General features: G+C 38.0%; 14 protein-coding genes, 2 pseudogenes and 1 riboswitch. Of the genes and pseudogenes, 5 read left to right on the top strand and 11 right to left on the bottom strand.

The features are described 5' to 3' along the window. Positions 1 to 8: 8 nt before the first annotated feature. Both BN1243_RS21900 and BN1243_RS20525 read right to left on the bottom strand, forming a co-directional pair. Positions 9 to 107: pseudogene (locus BN1243_RS21900) on the bottom strand (VOC family protein); the annotation flags it as partial. 107 nt (positions 108 to 214) lie between these two features. Next, entirely contained in the window at positions 215 to 865 is a 651-nt protein-coding gene (locus BN1243_RS20525; protein WP_062109978.1) for a YdeI/OmpD-associated family protein, read from the bottom strand. Positions 866 to 1,130: 265 nt separating this feature from the next. Between BN1243_RS20525 and BN1243_RS20520 the strand changes: the two are divergent. Both BN1243_RS20520 and BN1243_RS20515 read left to right on the top strand, forming a co-directional pair. Beyond that, positions 1,131 to 2,104, top strand: a pseudogene (locus tag BN1243_RS20520) (IS1595 family transposase). After that, the gene (locus BN1243_RS20515; RefSeq protein ID WP_230200279.1) at positions 2,070 to 2,576 is read left to right on the top strand and encodes a hypothetical protein; all 507 of its coding nucleotides are present in this window, start codon (positions 2,070 to 2,072) and stop codon (positions 2,574 to 2,576) included. Before BN1243_RS20520 ends, BN1243_RS20515 begins: the two are co-directional and overlap by 35 nt. 178 nt (positions 2,577 to 2,754) lie before the next feature. Here BN1243_RS20515 and lepB read toward each other — a convergent pair whose 3' ends face one another. The 4 genes from lepB to BN1243_RS20495 all read right to left on the bottom strand — a co-directional run bounded on the left by lepB (position 2,755) and on the right by BN1243_RS20495 (position 6,671). Further along, the gene (lepB, locus tag BN1243_RS20510; RefSeq protein WP_062109974.1) at positions 2,755 to 3,498 is read right to left on the bottom strand and encodes a signal peptidase I; all 744 of its coding nucleotides are present in this window, start codon (positions 3,496 to 3,498) and stop codon (positions 2,755 to 2,757) included. Next, positions 3,482 to 3,976, bottom strand: a complete 495-nt coding sequence (locus tag BN1243_RS20505; RefSeq protein WP_230200342.1) for an RNA polymerase sigma factor — start codon at positions 3,974 to 3,976, stop codon at positions 3,482 to 3,484. Before BN1243_RS20505 ends, lepB begins: the two co-directional genes overlap by 17 nt. 187 nt (positions 3,977 to 4,163) lie before the next feature. After that, positions 4,164 to 5,540, bottom strand: a complete 1,377-nt coding sequence (locus BN1243_RS20500) for a M28 family peptidase (protein ID WP_062109972.1) — start codon at positions 5,538 to 5,540, stop codon at positions 4,164 to 4,166. A 78-nt stretch (positions 5,541 to 5,618) separates the two neighbouring features. Next, a complete protein-coding gene (locus BN1243_RS20495; protein ID WP_062109970.1) occupies positions 5,619 to 6,671 on the bottom strand; it encodes a tetratricopeptide repeat protein in 1,053 nt (350 codons plus the stop codon). A 197-nt stretch (positions 6,672 to 6,868) separates the two neighbouring features. On the opposite strand from BN1243_RS20495, the gene brnQ reads away from it, so the two are divergent. Further along, on the top strand, positions 6,869 to 8,224 hold the full coding sequence (brnQ, locus tag BN1243_RS20490; protein WP_062109969.1) for a branched-chain amino acid transport system II carrier protein: 1,356 nt from the start codon (positions 6,869 to 6,871) through the stop codon (positions 8,222 to 8,224). Between the two features lie 290 nt (positions 8,225 to 8,514). Beyond that, a riboswitch (M-box (ykoK) riboswitch) is annotated at positions 8,515 to 8,683 on the top strand. A gap of 401 nt (positions 8,684 to 9,084) precedes the next feature. Continuing rightward, positions 9,085 to 10,068: a magnesium transporter gene (gene mgtE, locus BN1243_RS20485; RefSeq protein ID WP_062109967.1), complete on the top strand. Its 984-nt coding sequence runs from the start codon at positions 9,085 to 9,087 to the stop codon at positions 10,066 to 10,068. A gap of 105 nt (positions 10,069 to 10,173) precedes the next feature. Here mgtE and BN1243_RS20480 read toward each other — a convergent pair whose 3' ends face one another. The 5 genes from BN1243_RS20480 to BN1243_RS20460 all read right to left on the bottom strand — a co-directional run bounded on the left by BN1243_RS20480 (position 10,174) and on the right by BN1243_RS20460 (position 14,935). Then, positions 10,174 to 11,283, bottom strand: a complete 1,110-nt coding sequence (locus BN1243_RS20480) for an SIS domain-containing protein (RefSeq protein WP_062109965.1) — start codon at positions 11,281 to 11,283, stop codon at positions 10,174 to 10,176. Positions 11,284 to 11,317: 34 nt separating this feature from the next. Continuing rightward, the gene (locus BN1243_RS20475) at positions 11,318 to 12,901 is read right to left on the bottom strand and encodes a PTS system mannose/fructose/sorbose family transporter subunit IID (protein WP_062109963.1); all 1,584 of its coding nucleotides are present in this window, start codon (positions 12,899 to 12,901) and stop codon (positions 11,318 to 11,320) included. A gap of 33 nt (positions 12,902 to 12,934) precedes the next feature. Further along, the gene (locus BN1243_RS20470; protein WP_062109961.1) at positions 12,935 to 13,348 is read right to left on the bottom strand and encodes a PTS sugar transporter subunit IIA; all 414 of its coding nucleotides are present in this window, start codon (positions 13,346 to 13,348) and stop codon (positions 12,935 to 12,937) included. A 20-nt stretch (positions 13,349 to 13,368) separates the two neighbouring features. Beyond that, the gene (locus BN1243_RS20465; RefSeq protein ID WP_062109959.1) at positions 13,369 to 13,851 is read right to left on the bottom strand and encodes a PTS sugar transporter subunit IIB; all 483 of its coding nucleotides are present in this window, start codon (positions 13,849 to 13,851) and stop codon (positions 13,369 to 13,371) included. 202 nt (positions 13,852 to 14,053) lie between these two features. Next, positions 14,054 to 14,935: an NAD-dependent epimerase/dehydratase family protein gene (locus BN1243_RS20460; RefSeq protein ID WP_062109957.1), complete on the bottom strand. Its 882-nt coding sequence runs from the start codon at positions 14,933 to 14,935 to the stop codon at positions 14,054 to 14,056. Between the two features lie 165 nt (positions 14,936 to 15,100). Between BN1243_RS20460 and BN1243_RS20455 the strand changes: the two genes are divergently transcribed. After that, positions 15,101 to 16,540, top strand: coding sequence for a DDE-type integrase/transposase/recombinase (locus BN1243_RS20455; RefSeq protein ID WP_062104485.1), 1,440 nt, complete (start codon positions 15,101 to 15,103; stop codon positions 16,538 to 16,540). Positions 16,541 to 16,805 lie beyond the last annotated feature (265 nt).

The following is a 16,805-nucleotide window of genomic DNA, read 5'->3' as shown; positions in this document are numbered from 1 at the left end:
CTTGATCATGAAAAGTCTTGAAAGGTCCAGCTAAATACTTCCCCATAAAATTTCTTCGCCCTTTCCATGTCGTCTACATGAATCTCGAAATGTACCATTCTTCCCACTTCCATTCCTCCTAATTTTTCCATACCAATCATTATCTTGTATGTATTCCATAGCCATGTTAGAGAAAAAATACAATTTTATACGTTAACCTCTATCAATAAAACGTCTACTTCTTTTTTTGCCGAAATAAATCAACAGATTTATACCGCAGAGATAAAATATCAACCATTTGGGCTTGCCGCTTTTCTCGTGTTTTCTGTTGTTTCGCTGAAAAGATGTAACGAGCCCAATCCCTTTGATAACCAGGTGTTAGTTCTTGAAAAAATTTTAATTCTTCCGGATAATCGTCTAATAGCCTTTCAATATCTTTTACATGATCTTCATAGTCTGCAACACATTGACTAGCAGCTGGAGACTTTTTCGCTTTCTTCTTTTCACGTTTTAATCCTACGACAGTAAACACATCATCCATACTGACCATTCGCGAGAATTTCAAATCACTGTTTTGCACATAGCCATCTTCTTCTACTTTCATCCTTGGAAAAATCTCATCTCTATGCACAAACGTATCATACCTTTTATTCCCTTTTTTTGGATAGGCAAAAAATAGGTAGCCTTTTTCAAGCAATTGTTCCTCATTGATAATCCGTTCTGTATGCTGCACCATCTCTTCCACTGTCTCAACAAAAATAAAAATAGCATCATGGTCTTTCCTTAATGATGTCTCGTATCCATTAAACAAGTCATAGTCCCTCGGTTGATTAAGAACAGTCATGTTTTTATACTTACTTAGTTTTAATTTATCGATAATTGTCATCTTTGTTCATCCTTTTTACTATCATTTTCCTAGTTTTCGCATCCATCCTGCTCGATCCATTGCTTCTACTTTTCTTAATATAATATTTAGCAAGTGGCACTTTACAAGCGGTATTTTCAATATCTATATGCAAGTTCCAATTGCTGGCTCTCTCTTAGATAGTGTTTTTTCTTTTGGCTCTGTTAAAGGTAAATGTTGATATTTGAAACCTCTCCGAAAACTTGATATAATCAATATAAGAACATGCATTCGTTTAGGTATCAAGGTGAGCAAAGCGTTTAGCAATTTGTTAAGGTATATCGACAAATTACCACACACCCAAAAAGCACAAGTCTATCAATGGGTTAAACGCTATGTTGCCCCTTCCTCCTCTGCTGGTGGTCGTTTAATCAATGAAATGAGAGAAACTCGCTTCAAGGATTTGAGTGTCCTCATTGTTCATCTGAACACGTTGTTCGGTTCGGTAAATATAATGGTCGGCAACGGTATCGCTGTATATGTTGTGGAAAAACCTTTACTGACACATCCAATACCGTCTTGTACCGTACTCGAAAAGGCAATGAATAGATTACCTTTGTTGATTGTATGTTCAAAGGATATTCCCTGCGAAAATCGGCTGAAATCGTAGTGGTTACTTGGGTTACACTTTTTATTGGAGACACAAACTGTTGTCAGCCTTAAAACAAATGGATGTTGAACATTTTGAAGGTATCGTTGAAATTGACGAGACCTATTTCCTGTACTCTCAAAAAGGTCAGCGTGGATTACAGAACGGAAACCTCGCAAACGTGGCGGAAAGTCCAAACATAGAGGAATAAGCCACGAACAGGTTTGTGTCCTTGTTGCCAGAGACCGTACAAAAGCAACTGTCTCCAAAGTTGCGTGTATTGGGCGTATTGTAAAACCGAGAGTCGATGCTTGGAGAGCTTACAAAACCTATGCAAAAGAAAAAGGTTTAGAGCATTACCGTATAAATCAGACAGTGGCAAACACGTTATCAAGGGCTTGTATCACATCCAAAATGTCAACGGTCTCCATTCTCGTTTGAAACAATGGATAGACCGTTTTAAGGGCGTGGCTACTAAATATTTGGATAATTACCTTGCTTAGTTTCTATTCGTTGATAGTCGAAGTAACGAAAGCACAAAACAACATATTAAAGAATTGTTATTAACATCTTTTGTATTCGAAATGACCGATACTTATGATAGTCTATGTTTATCTAAATTTAGTGTGTAACGGTGGTGAACAAGAAGTGAAACTTCCTAATGGAATAACTGGTTTTTATAATTCAAAAGTCAACACCCCACCACCTCAAGTAGACTGGAGACAATTCAAACAATTATGCTTTGATGTTGCAATTCGTAGCGGTGGAAAAGTAATTGATTTTAAAAGCCCTCGATATACAGAAAATTTTTATTATGCTCAAGTTAAGATTTTAGATAATCAGTTCTATATACTGCTTAATGAACATTTTCCTTATCTTGCTTTTGCATCGGTAGTCGAATTTGGAAACATCAAATTCATCGACGAACCTTTTATTTATGAGCAATTTTCTCCTTTTTATCAAGTATTGAAATCAGTTGAACTAAATGCTCCTTTTAATCAAAATTTGGTGAAACCTACGGAATTGAATAATGCAGAATTGGAGCAAATTTCCTACTGGAAACCCGAAACGATAGGACAATTAATCTTTAACTATTGGGATTGAACAATCCGGAACTCCATAAAAAGGAGTTCCAATATTCTTTTCAAAAAACAACATTAAAATTTAACAGAGCCTTTCTTTTGTACTATAATGTTCGGTGAAAGACGGGGACTTTTTTGATTTCATTATAGTCGAACAGATTCGTCCCCACGGTTAGCCCATCAGTTTCTATTTTTCTTTGTTATTTTTTATATCCCAATACTTTCCCTTGAACGGCATCAACGGATATGAGTCCGAAATCACGACTGTCGAATCCTCGCCACCAGTGATCGACTAAAACAAATATCGTTCCCTCTTCTACCGTTACCGGATCCATAGTAGTTTTAAAATATTCTTTCATGGATGGAATATTTACCCAATGATCTGCATCCTTTATAGATTCAAAGTACTCATCTTCCCTTTTCCCTCTCACAGTAGCTGTTCCATAAAAAGTATCCAGTTTTTTCCCATCAATATATACTTGCCCACCCTTGATTTCAACAGTTTCACCTGGTAATCCGATAATCCTTCCTAAACGATTTTCGTTTTTAAATTCATAGTATAAAACATCCCCCCGATTAACGGGCTGAAATTCCTTTGAGACTACGAGTTCACTATGGTAATCAGTATACATATCGTGATTTCCTCGGTCCATATCATCTGATCCCCATTCAAGCGAAAAGGCATTTTCCGGCAGTTCGATTGTTGGTAAAGTTTCTGGAGTTATCGGATCTGTTATGGATCCGTGGGTTCCTTCGGTAATGATAAAATATAATGCACCAAACATAAACAAAGTCAATAAAGCCGTCATAACCCTCGGCAGAAAATGAGAGTTCGTTTTCTTTTTTGAATGGACAATCTGGTGATACATTCGCTTCTTCGTCGATTCATTAAGAGATATTGTTTGGTTCAAACGTTTAAATTGATCATCATATATAGTTTTCATCTTGCATCCCTCCTTGTTCCTCCATTTGTTGATGAAGGGATTTTAAAGCCCGCATTAATTGCATTTTGACCTTCCCCTCGCTCCAACCTAAGACTGCCGCTGTTTCCTTTACTGTAAATTGTTGAACCTTTCTGAGCACAATTACTTGCTGATAACTCGTTTTCAACGCAGAAATCGCCTTGAATAGTTGACGTAATTCCTCTTGTTCAATCACAATATCTTCGAGACTTTTCGTTGCAATTGGAGCACCAAACAACATTACAATTGGATGCTTTTTTCTAAAGTAATTCATCGTTGTCGTATAAGCGATTCGGAAAAGCCATGTCTTAACTTCCGACTGTTCTTGAAATTGGTTCGCATTTGTGAATGCTTTTATAAATGTATCTTGGGTCAAATCTTCTGCAAGCTGGTGTTCTTTTACAATCATCAAAATATATTTATAAACAGCGTCCGCATACTGTTCAAACCATATTTCCACTTTCAATGGAGCACCCCCCTTTAGTAATTAGACACCTATTCCTTCCATTTGGTCACGCTTTTATAATTTATTGTTATAACTTATGAGTTTCACCTAAATATAAGCCACCTTGTAAACGTTGGTTAGAGTAGCTAAAAAGGACGTATCCGTCGTTTCTTTCTAAAAACAATAAATACGCCCTCATATATTAACTGACGATTTCTCTTCTCATTCTTAACCTTCTAACAAGCCTGTGCAGTTCAGCCGCTTTTTTAAAAGTAACTTCTAAAAGTTTGACAGTTTGGTAGCATGCGGCAATATTTAGTGTTTCGTAGTCTGTATGTTCATGCTGGTAACCAACTGAAAGGTTGACGCTTTGGATTCCATGTTCTGCCCAGATCCGTGTATCACTGCTGCTGCCTGCCGTGCAATTCCAGCCGGATAGACCGTTTTCCAGCGCAACCATTTCAAAAAATTGTCCATACTCATCATCACAAAAAGGGATAACCCCAGCGCATGATGTAACAATATCCCCACTGCCCCTGCGATCAACTACTATCGCTGCGTTAGTTCCCCAAAGGAAATATTCATCTACTTGCCGAGCCCCTACGAGACCTACTTCCTCCTTTACCGTAAAAATGTATTTTACTTTACCAGAGAAGGAAATGTTTTCCAATTTTTTGGCCATTTGCAATAGGACAGCGACACCTGCCCGATCATCAGCTCCAAGAATTCCTTTACTACTAGTCCAAATACCATTTTCCTTAACGATGGTCCTGTCTATTTCCAATTCGCTTGCTACATCTAAATGGGCGTTCAAAAGGATCGTTGGGCCATGTCCTGTTTTATATGTCTTTTCAGCGAGAAGATTGCCATGACGATCTATTGTAATGAAATCGACATGTGGTGATAACTGCTCTTTCACAAAATCACGAATCATTTCCTCATTTCCGCTTACACCTGATAATGAAAGAAGTTCCTCTAGTTGGTGATAAAACAGCTGTTCTTCGATGAATTCATAACCTTTGTCTAGCCAGCTTTTTTCTACTACACTCATTTTTTCAGCTAGATCAAGTAACTCTATTTTTTTGAGCGGTAATGATAGGTGATAGTTTTTTCCATTTTCACGATAATGGATGCGTTTCATTCCAAATGCAAGAAGCATTTGGCTCAGTTTTTCAAAGTCATTCCCTTCCTTGGAAATGACTATATGCGCAACTCTTCTGCCATGTCCATCACAGGAACCTACTGTTTGAAATCCAAGTCGTATGAGCTGACGGACGATACCACTTATATACGTATCCAGTTCATTTAACTTTGGTTCCTCTGTATTTGGCTGAAACCAAAAGCCCCCTCTACCTCTGTATTCAAAATCGAGAACTTCAATCCAAGCTTCTTCAGGAATTGGCACGATTGGCAATACTAACTTTCCCCCGCTCACCGTATAATCAACGTGAGCTAGCTCCAAACTTTCCATTAAAAAACGAACATTACCTTCTGTTTCCGTCCGCAAATTAAATACATTTTCTTTTTCATTTCCAAGATTCCAGCCGTGGCGCAGAAATAATTGATTCCATGTTTTCATTTACTGTCATCCTTTCCTCATTTCTAAATTAAGTATCACATGAGGTCGATGACATACATGTCATTGGACTGGATGTCCCTAATTTCCATCTAAAATAAAGCTACTGTCACTGCGGAAGATAATCGCATAAGGGAATATCTGGTTGTAAAAATAAGCGACTTGCCCGTGATATCTTCCCTCATAATTTTCAATGATGTTGGCTGTGATATCCGATTGTCTAACTTTTTGATTTAGCCGTCGTACTGTCTGCACAAAGCTGTTGTCAGGTATTTCAATTGCTCTGCTTTCAAGTATTCTTGCAAAATCATTTTTTGTTGCCGGAGTAGCTTTATTCGTCCTTAGAAAAAAGTAACGGAGCATTTCAGCTTGTTTAATATTTAACAACGACTCGCGGCCATTGAAAAACAAGGAATGGTGGCGATCTGAAAAATAAAGAATAAACGTTGCTGGTAGAGCATTTTCTTCAATTATTCTCTCGCACTCTTCTTTCGTGCACATTCTGTTACCATCAGCACTTAAAACTGTAAAGGCATTTGTATTTAAGTATCGTTCATTTTTTTGAATCGTTTCATATAAAGAAGACTTATTATAATCTGGTATTTGTTCTTCATATTCTTGAGTTTCTAGGTCTTTAAGCGTAGCTTGCGCATTCTCAGCCATATATAAAAAGCTATTCATCAAATATACATATGTGTTGTAAAGTTGCTGCTGGTTAAGCTTGTACTCTAGTTGGCGACAGGTTGAATTGGACTTCGTTGCCTTTTGAAAATAATCTGCAGCTAATGCAAAATTATGCTTTTTGTAACTAAGAAAACCTAAACGGTAATAGGCAATCGGCAACTCACGATTATATTGAATTGCTTTTTTAAGTGAGGATTCAGCTGCGCGGTCATCCTTTTGATATTGAGTTTTCATGTATGTTCCATATTGAACTAAATAAGCGATTAACCTATTTTTAATTTCCCCCAGGCTCGAGTCATACTCACTCTCTAAATCACGTAAAATCTTTTTATAAAGTTCCTCGTAGATAGATGTTAATAGATATAAAGCAACATCTTCTTCATTACTCTGCTCGCGAAACTCAGCCTCTAAATCAAGAAGCTCTTCAATCGTTTTATCTTTTAATTTCATAATGAAAATTCCCCCTATTTTATTCAAGATCACTTTATTACTTCTCTATCATTGCAGACAGTTAATGCGAGATAAATTACAATTATCTAAAGATTTTGTCGGCATGTGTTGTATTTTGTCTAATTTGAGAGTATGATAGATTTCATTAGATTCTATATTACTATAGTATGTTAAGCATCTATCAAGGAGAAATTATAATGAAGGAAAAACTTTCACTTTCAAAATATGCAGCCATTGGATTCATGTTATTTGCCTTATTTTTTGGTGCCGGAAACTTAATTTTTCCAGCACAATTAGGTCAATATGCCGGAACAAATCTTTGGCAATCTGTCATCGGCTTTTTAATTACGGGAGTTAGCCTTCCACTACTTGGTATTTTGGCAATGGGCTTTTCTGGAAAACGAAATTTGGAGGAACTTGCTAGCAAGGTCAGCCCAACCTATGCGGTTTTATTCACTTCTCTTCTTTATTTAACGATTGGTCCATTCTTTGCATCACCACGTACTGGAACAGCTGCTTACGAAATTGGAATCGCACCATTTATAAGCGAAGGATTTCAAGAGGTTGGATTACTCATTTTTACTCTATTATTTTTTGCTACGGCACTTTGGTTTTCATTAAATCCGGCAAAGATTGTCGATAACGTAGGGAAATTATTGGCGCCTGGAATTGTCATACTTTTAGCAATATTGCTTTTCATGGTATTCACTAAACCGATGGGAACGATTCAACCTCCAGTTGGAGATTATAAAAGTGGTGCTTTTGTTAAAGGATTCTTAGATGGATATAACACGATGGATGCACTTGCCTCTCTAGTATTTGGTATCATCGTAATCAATTCCGTTCGGTCCATGGGGATCACTTCTAAAAAGGGCGTCCTCCATGCCACTGCAAAATCAGGTCTTGTCGCCATCACACTACTTGGAGTCATCTATGTTGGTATTGCTTATATGGGAGCAACAAGTGTAGAATCCTTTGAAATTTTTGCGAATGGCGGACCCGTTTTAAGTAGCGCTGCTAACTATTACTTTGGAACATTTGGATTGATTATGCTCGCCATTCTAATTACTCTAGCCTGTTTAACGACTGCTATCGGATTAACAACAGCGTGTGCTGAATATTTTCAAACCCTTTTTCCGAAATTCACTTATAAATCGCTCGTTATATTTTTTTCAACTTTAACATTCATCATCGCTAACTTTGGATTATCAAACATAATAACATTTTCCGTTCCAGTTCTTATGTTCCTTTACCCACTGGCAATTGTGTTAATGATTTTAACTTTCCTTGCACCACTATTTAATCATCATCGAGCCGGCTATATTTCAGCCATTTCTGTTACGTTTTTCATTAGTATCTTTGATGGCTTGCAATCTTTATGTAAGTCTTTAGAAATAAATAATTTTCGTTGGATGGAACCTGTTATTTCCTTCTACAAGCAAATATTGCCTTTTTACAGTGAGGGACTTGGATGGCTGTTGCCAGCAATGATCATGATTATAATCACAATTGTCATAGTTCGAATACAAAATTTAAAAGAGGTTATCTCATGAGTCATTAAAACGGCGTTCAAGAGATTTCATTACTTGCCCGTATGATTTGATTACCGTTTTAGGTTCAAACTTCGTGATCGGGCATCAATGGATACGTCATATGCTAACTTGGATAGGAAAGAGATGTGTATTTCCGAAGCGGGTAAATCCACAATCTCCATATCTTTCGGATTTATCAAAGGTAAAAAGACTTTTGTTTCACTCTGTTTTTTATCAAAGTCAGAGATGAATCTTATTAACTCGTTTGACACACTCTCTTTCCCCATATACACTAGAGTTAAAAGTTCATATTTTGTCCTCGCTAGGTGAGGCTCCTATATGGAGATACGCTGCTGCCCAGAAATGTCGAAAGACTCCAATGGGTCAACAGAAACCATCGACCTAAGGTGGTTTTTAATGTAGCTGGAAGAAAGTTTTCCTATGCCATATAGTGCTAAAGCTCTGCGAAGGGGGTCTATTCAGCATGCATATAATGAACACCCTTCTTTGTAGAGGGGTGTTTTTTCTTTGTCCAGCTTCTGCGCATATCGACTAGCAAACTTCTGCGCTTCTTCCTACGATAAGTCAACATCGGCTCGTTCCTCGCCGTGTTTCCTTTATCTCGGGCCAACAGGACGTTGGTCAGAACGGCGTTGCGCCAGGACGGCGCGTCTTTAGCCGTTCATCCTTCTTAGGAAGTTTGTACGTCGATGAGCTATGCGCTTGCGCTTTTGTTGTTTCCCAGATTAATTTCTTGGGAATAGGCTATTGAAAGGAGGTGAGGGGGATGGATGATCCTCATAGTAGGTTATTGAATTGTACTTTTGAAAATAGCAGTCTCCCCTCACCTGGGGGGCTGTGGAAACAAGGAGGAATTTAACATGAACGCAGCCATCTATCAAAGTGAAACAACTGGAAGCTTAATGGAAAAAGGGTATGTTTCCCTTGAAGAAACATACACAGTCAAAGATTCCATTCAGCAAGTAAGATTGCAGGTACGAGATAAGAAAAATATTCATTACGTTTATATTATTGATGAAAACAGTCATTTAAAAGGTGTCTTGTCAATTCGTGAATTACTCGGAGCTAATGACACTGATCACATCTATGAAATTATGAAAAAAGATCTTGTCTACTTTCCGACTGATTTAGACCAAGAAGAAGCGGTTTTAATTTTCAGGAACCAAGACCTCGTTTCAGTACCTGTTGTTAATCAATATCAACAACTGATCGGCGTCATTCACGTCGAAGATATATTAGATGTTATGCATCAAGAAGCAGACGAGGATATTGGAAAACTTACTGCTTCCGGAAAAGAGATTAATTTTCAGACGAACCCGATTGTAGCCGCCAGTCGCAGGCTTCCTTGGCTAATATTACTATTATTTATTGGCTTGATTTCAGGCGGGATTATCGAAAGCTTTGAAGAAACTTTGGAAACTGTCGTTGCACTCGCCTTTTTCATGCCGATGATTGCTGGAATGACAGGAAACACAGGGACACAATCGCTTGCTGTTGTCGTAAGGGGACTCGCATCCGAAAAATTAGATATGAAAAAGGCCTTGAGGTTATTAGTACGTGAATTACTAGTCGGCATCTTGATTGGATTAACCTGTGCCATCATCATTGCCATCGTTGCTTACGTATGGCGTGGCAGCCTAGTTCTCGGATTTGTCGTTGGTGTTTCTTTGCTTGCCACATTAATTATCGGAACAATTGCAGGGACCATCATACCGCTCCTATTGTATAAATTCAAAGCCGATCCTGCGATCGCATCCGGTCCACTCATTACAACGATCAATGATATTTTATCACTACTCATCTACTTCGGCATCGCGACGGTGTTTATTTCAAAATTAATGTGATGGAAAGTTCCGCAAAAGCGGAAGTAAAAAATAGATAAGCTAGTCCAGATCATTCACCACATGTCAGAACGGGGGTAAGGCCTTTAGCCCTCCCCCCTTTAAATATTATCTTGGCAAACTTAATCTCGTTTTAAGATAACTTTCATTATTAAGATTCATAATATCTGGATGAATGCCTTTTGCTAAAGCTAGTTGATAGGCAAATTGATAAATAGGTAATATTGTATAAAGGGGAGTCACATTTTCAGGAACATCGGGTATATTTGTTACATAATCGGCCCCCTCTATCGATTCAGCATTCGTAATGACCCACACTTTTGTGCCAATTTCTTTTATAGCTGAGACGAATTTTCTTGCTTTTTCAAAACTAGAACCTTTAGTCGCGATGAGTATAACCAAATCATTTTCTTTCATACTTACCCACGGTCCGTGCATTCCTTCTTCTAATTGCCATCCGCTTGCCGAGAGATGAACAATTTCTTTAAGTTTTAATGATGCTTCATAAGCGGTTGCTCTGTTCGGTCCAGCTCCTAAAACAAATACCCTAGATAAATCTTTAAATGTAGATCCAAGTTGTTTCGTGAACTCATCGTTTTCGGTTATCACTACTTTTGCTAATTTGGGGGAACTTTCCAGAGCTTCTTTGTATTTAAGAACATCAAAACCTTTAATTGCTCCCATTTCTATGGCAAGTAAATAGTGTTTTAATAAAGAAACTACATAACTACGTGTTTTCGGGATTGCTGGTTCGCGACCTTCTTTTCCTAAAATGACGTGGTTTGTAGCTTCAGCTAATGGTGAATCTTCTACATCTGTTAATCCGATAGTTGATACGTCTAAGCCTTTGAGCGAGTTTATAGAATCTAAAACAACTGGCGTACTTCCAGTATGTGAAATAGCAATATACAAACGATTGTCCCTCTTTGGAATTGGATATGCACTAAATTCCCAAGCCTGGTGTGCGAATGCATTAATCCCTGCAACTTCATGAAAAAAATAAGTCCCTGCAATCGCTGAAAAGTAAGAACTCCCACAGCCAAGTAAGTGAACATTCGATCGATGAGACGTTTCATGAGCAATTTTTTGGATTGACAATCTTTCTTGCAAAATAGAAGAAAGGCTTTCAGGCGTGCTTATAATTCCATCCCATACATGAAAGGGGTGAGATATCCGCTCGAAAGCCGGCAACATTACTTCAGGTACTTTTATTGTCATTATCTAATTTACTCCTCCTAAAACTATATAAAAATTATCCTGCTAAAATTTTTAATGAACCTAAAATAATTCCGCCAATAATTATTCCGAGCATTATTGGAACCGTTTTTACTTGTTTCCTGATTAACCAGAAGATCAATAAAGTAACTGCAAGCGGTAACATTTTAGGCAGAATATTATCGAGCATCGCTTGAATCTCAAACGTTTTTTCCTCAGCAGTATAGACAAGTGCAGTTTGTACTTTTAACCATGAAGCTACTAATGCACCTACCGCAACTAAACCAGCCATTGTTGCTCCATCCATCACTTTTTTCAACTTATTAGTTGCTAGCATTCCAATCGCTTGTTCACCGTAGTCGTATCCTTTTTTCAGTAAAAACCATTTAACAGTCACATGAACAGCATTTACTGTGATAAAGAATAATAAAGGTGCAATTGGATTGCCTTGTAAGGCAAGGGCTGCACAAACACCACCCATCACCGGCCGAAGCGTTCCATGGAACATTGAATCACCAATACCGGCAAGTGGACCCATCAAACTTGATTTCAACCCTTGGATCGACTTTTCATCAATATCTTCGCCTCTAGCTTTTCTGGCTTCTAAGTTAGCTGTAGTTGCTATTATGGGGCCAACAGTCCAAGGATGTGTATTGAAAAATGTTAGATTTCGCTTTAAAGAAGCGATTAACCCTGCTGGATTGTTTTTATAGATCTTTTTTAAAAAAGGCAGGAGTCCCCATGTAAAACCAATCGCCTGCATACGGTCGAAGCTAAAAGATGATTGAAGGGCAAAGGAACGGAAAAATATCGTTTTAAGGTCTTTCTTAGCAATTGTATCCCCAAACCCTTTAGCAGCTTCAGCAGTAATTTCTGCCCCTTCCTCGTTTTCTCCCTTTTTAAAATGTGTTTGAATAATAAAAGCAATTATAAATCCAAATAAAGCCATACCAAGAACATCAATGTTCAAATAGGCAGCTCCTAAAAATCCCGCGAAAAAGAAAGGAAATAGAGCTGGTGCAACAAGTGAACTTAATAATAGAGCAAAACCTAGTGCAGGTAACATATTTCCGGCAACTTTAATTCCATTTTCTAACCACGATGGAATTGCCTCAATAATTGTATTAACAATATCTGCCCCAATCGCAAGAGCAAGGAATGTTGGGATCGCATAAGATAACGCATGGACTAAGTTTCCTGAGTGAACAACAATAGATATCCCTTTCGTATTTCCTTTCTCAGCAGCTCGGTCAGCTGCATTAACAAAAAAGGTACAGATTGTTTTGGCGAATATTTCAAAAAGTGACCCGACTAAAGCTGCAGGAATCGCGATGACTAAAGCTGCTTGCACATCAAGGTTCGATGAAATCGCGAATGCTGTACCTAAAACCGCTCCAATTGTATAATTCGGTGGTGCCGCACCTCCGATATCGGCTGCTCCCATAAAGATTAGTTCAAGCATAGCCCCTACCATTAAACCTGTCTCTAAATCTCCCATAATTAAGCCGACAAGAGGACCAATGATAATCGGACGTTCTATATACCAATCTCCAAAAAACCTACGTGAAAAATAAGCAAAGCCTGCGACTAAAGCTAATATAATCGCAATTGTAATATTCACGTTCCCCACATCCTCACTATTCTTTTGTCTTTTTTAGTTGAAAGATTCATTACGCAATATCGAGCCAATATCAACAATACTTTCCCGTGATGAATGAATTAAGTGATGCACCAATTCCTCTATTGGATAAAGTTCTCTAGCAAGCATAGCCTCAATAAGTATAGGTAAGTTAACTCCTGTAATGAGTTCAACTTTTGGATTCGTTAGAACTAATTCACCTATTACTCTAGCAGGGCTTCCGCTTGGTATATCAACTAAACATAAAATATTAGTTGCATCATTCAACATCGATATTTTTTGTAGGACAATCTCCTTCAAATCCTCTACTCCTTGATCTGGCGAAAAACATACATAGTCAACATCACTAGGATTACTAACAAATAATTGTGATGTTTCCAATAATGTCTTTGCCAATTGTCCGTGCGTAACTATGAGAATGCTAATCATACTGACTCCTTTTTGGTAGATTAATATTTCTTGATCAGGTCATTAAAATTGGTTTCCCTCGCTCCAGGTAACCACCGAGCTCTTAATTTTATGTTACGCTGATCAAGTTCTTTCCAATGAGCGATTTCCTCTTTAGTCGCAGCCACTTCTTTAATAATTCTTTTTCTACCTTCCATAGACCTTACATTCCCAATATTAACTTCAGTAAAATCAACTCCTTCATTTAATAGTCTTATGAGAGAAATTGGGTCCCTTACTAATAGTAAGATCTTGTCATTTTTAAATTCCTGATTAGATAATTTTCTTGCAGCATCTTCAACTGTTAAAATTGAAGCTTTCACTCCTGATGGTGCTGCAAATTTTAAAAGTGTAACTTGAACAGGATCATTTGCCACTTCATCACAAGCAACAACTATATGGGTCGCGCCAACACTTTTTGTCCACCCTACTGCCACTTGTCCATGAATTAGTCGATCATCTACTCTTACTAATGAGATTTTCACTTTATCCCCCTTTCGATAATTAAGGAAATTATTACGCAAGCATCAGTTAACAATATGTCCAGCAGTAACAGAATATTACTGAGTGACCATTGTGCGTTCCTATTTTCACGGCATAATAATTTTACAGATAAATATAAAAAGGTCCCTCAGCTATTATGAATAACTTGAGAGACCTTGCAGTGCACCTATTTAATGATAAATCCTATTCTTTCCTACTCGCAATCTCCTCAACTAACGGTTGCAACCAATCATGTAAATTCGAAAATTGGAAACCACTGTTCGTTGCTTTCGCGTTCGTCATATACCAGGACGATGGGATCGCATATGGTGAACGAATTTCGTCATTCCCAACTAAAGAGATTTTTGCCGTTTTCCCAGTAGCTTCCTCTACTATTTTAATTAAATCAGCTAACGATATCCTTCCGTTTGCTGTTGCGTTAAATGGGCCTGTCACACCAGTCATACCCGCCCATTTTAAAAACTCCCCCGCTTCTTTCGCAAGGATATAGGACATTTCCGCATCCATATTTAAAAATCCAATTGGCAATCCATCTGCAACCCTTTCAACATGGAAATGAAGACGGCGCGTATAATCATCCTCGCCCATAACTATTGGAAAACGCACTGCTACAACTGGGAATTTTGCATATTTATAGAAAACAGCTTCAGCCTGGCGTTTGCCCTCCCCATAGGAGAAATCTTTACTGTTCCCCATCCGGATTTCATAATGATATGGATCAAAATCAGCCTCGTTTTTCTCTTTCCCATCTGCATTATATGTAGCTAATGTTGAAGTAAAAACAAGCTTGCCGATTTTCCCATTAAACACTTCACAAAACTCGTACGCTTCATTAGGTGAATAACAAATATTATCGTAAACGATATCGAATGTACGCCCTTCCACTATGCTGGCTAATTCTTCCTTACTTAAACGGTTCGCTATCAGATGCTCCACTTGATCACCAAAAGGATTCCCCGACTGCCCCCTTGTCATAATCACAACATGATGACCCTCAGCAATTAGCAACTCAACTAATTCACGCCCAAAAAAACGAGTTCCGCCTAGCACTAAAATATTTTTCATTTAACTTCCCCCTTTTGTACAACCGTATTGTCAAAACATCTATAGTAAAAAGTTAATAATTCCTTGATTTAAAAGGGTTTATAGACAAAAAACTTGCCACCCCCTAAAATCTTTGGATAATTGAGGTTACCAGACCACCAACAACCAAGATTAGGAAGTGACAAGTTGTACCCTCAATTATTAACCTATTTACTTCAATTTATCAAGTACCAAGATCAAATGATCCGTACTTTACAAACTCTTCTCATTGGTAAAAACATGTTTGAGAAACCTTTAGAAGAGCCAGTTAATAAGCCTTATCGAAAACTGCAGGTAGATGACCTTCCGATCATCGAAACCGTAAAAAAATTTGATTACAAATTACTTTTAAACGAGTATCTTGAGGAACATGGAAAGGTCCTCAAACCTGTTCAAAGACGTTCTAACGCAAAGGCCACTGTACCAAAAACAATGAACTGTCCACAGTGTGGAGCTCCATCAGATTATCTGTACGCCAATAATGGTGATAAAGGGCAGTTTCAATGCAAGGTTTGTTCTTGCCTTTTCAGTGATAAGAATCGCTTTTCTAAAGAGGCCATTCTTAAGTGCCCTCACTGTGCAAAGACCCTTGATAAGATTAAAGAAAGAAAAGATTTCTCTGTCTACAAATGTAGAAATAATGACTGTTCTTATTATCGAAAGAAACTGAAGACCATGTCTAAAAAAGAGAAAAAGCGGTTTAAGAAAGATCCTCAAGCATTTAAATTGAGGTATATCTTTCGTCAGTTTCACATTGATTTTAGACCTTTATCTAAGAGATCATTCGAGTTACCAAAAGTCGATTTATCTAGGATTTATGCTTCGCCACACGTTTTGGGTCTGATCTTAACCTATCATGTGAATTATGGGCTTTCAGCCCGTAAGACAGCAGCCATTATGCAAGATGTCCATGGTGTTGCAATTTCCCACCAAACCATTTTGAATTACGAAAACAGTGTGGCTCTATTGCTTAAACCGTATGTGGATCATTATCCCTATGAGCTTTCTGATCAATTCTGTGGCGATGAAACCTATATCCGAGTCAATGGAAAGTGGCACTATTTATTTTTCTTTTTTGATGCAGTAAAGAAGATCATTCTCTCTTATCCAGTGTCTCCAAATCGCGACACGGTAACGGCTATTCGTGCCATTGATGAAGTGTTAGTTAAAATGCAAGATATCCCTAAAGATCTTACCTTCGTAGTGGATGGAAATCCCATCTATCTTTTAGCTCAACACTTTTTTGCCCAGAACGACATCAAATTTGATGTGAAACAAGTGATTGGGCTTACCAATGAGGATCCTATTTCAACTGAATACAGACCGCTAAAACAAATCATCGAGAGATTGAATCGTACTTTTAAGGGGAACTATCGTTCCACGCATGGCTTTGGTTCAGAACATGGTTCTGTTTCCTATGTCACTTTGTTTGTCGCTTATTTTAATTTTCTGCGGCCACATGCCTCTTTAGAAGGAAAGGTACCTGTTGTGAACACAGCGTTATCGGGTCTTCCTACCATGCCAGCACGGTGGACAAAATTGATCGATTTAGCTCAGCATTGGATTGTTCAACAGCGGTTAGCCTAACTTTTTGTTTAGCTGAGCCCTTGTGTTTTTGGATCTGTTCAGCAATCGGCGTAGCGAACTCTTGACAAACCGAACTTGCCAATGGTTTAAAATTGGAAAAACCAAGGGCTTATTTGGCCTGCCTTCTTTTGTCCCCTTCGCCCTTGATACTCTGAATTCAAACCATTGGCGTGTTTGTCAAGAGCGATTGCGACGGGTTTCCACTCCGTTTCGGGATGAATCACTAACATTAGGCTTTAGTTTTCATAGAACTTTTTACAATACC

Origin of the sequence: Bacillus niameyensis (genome assembly GCF_001375535.1) — a bacterium.
GTDB classification, from domain to species: domain Bacteria; phylum Bacillota; class Bacilli; order Bacillales; family Bacillaceae_C; genus Lederbergia; species Lederbergia niameyensis.
Note: the sequence above shows the minus strand (reverse complement) of the source record. Positions and strands in the feature narration are given on the sequence as shown.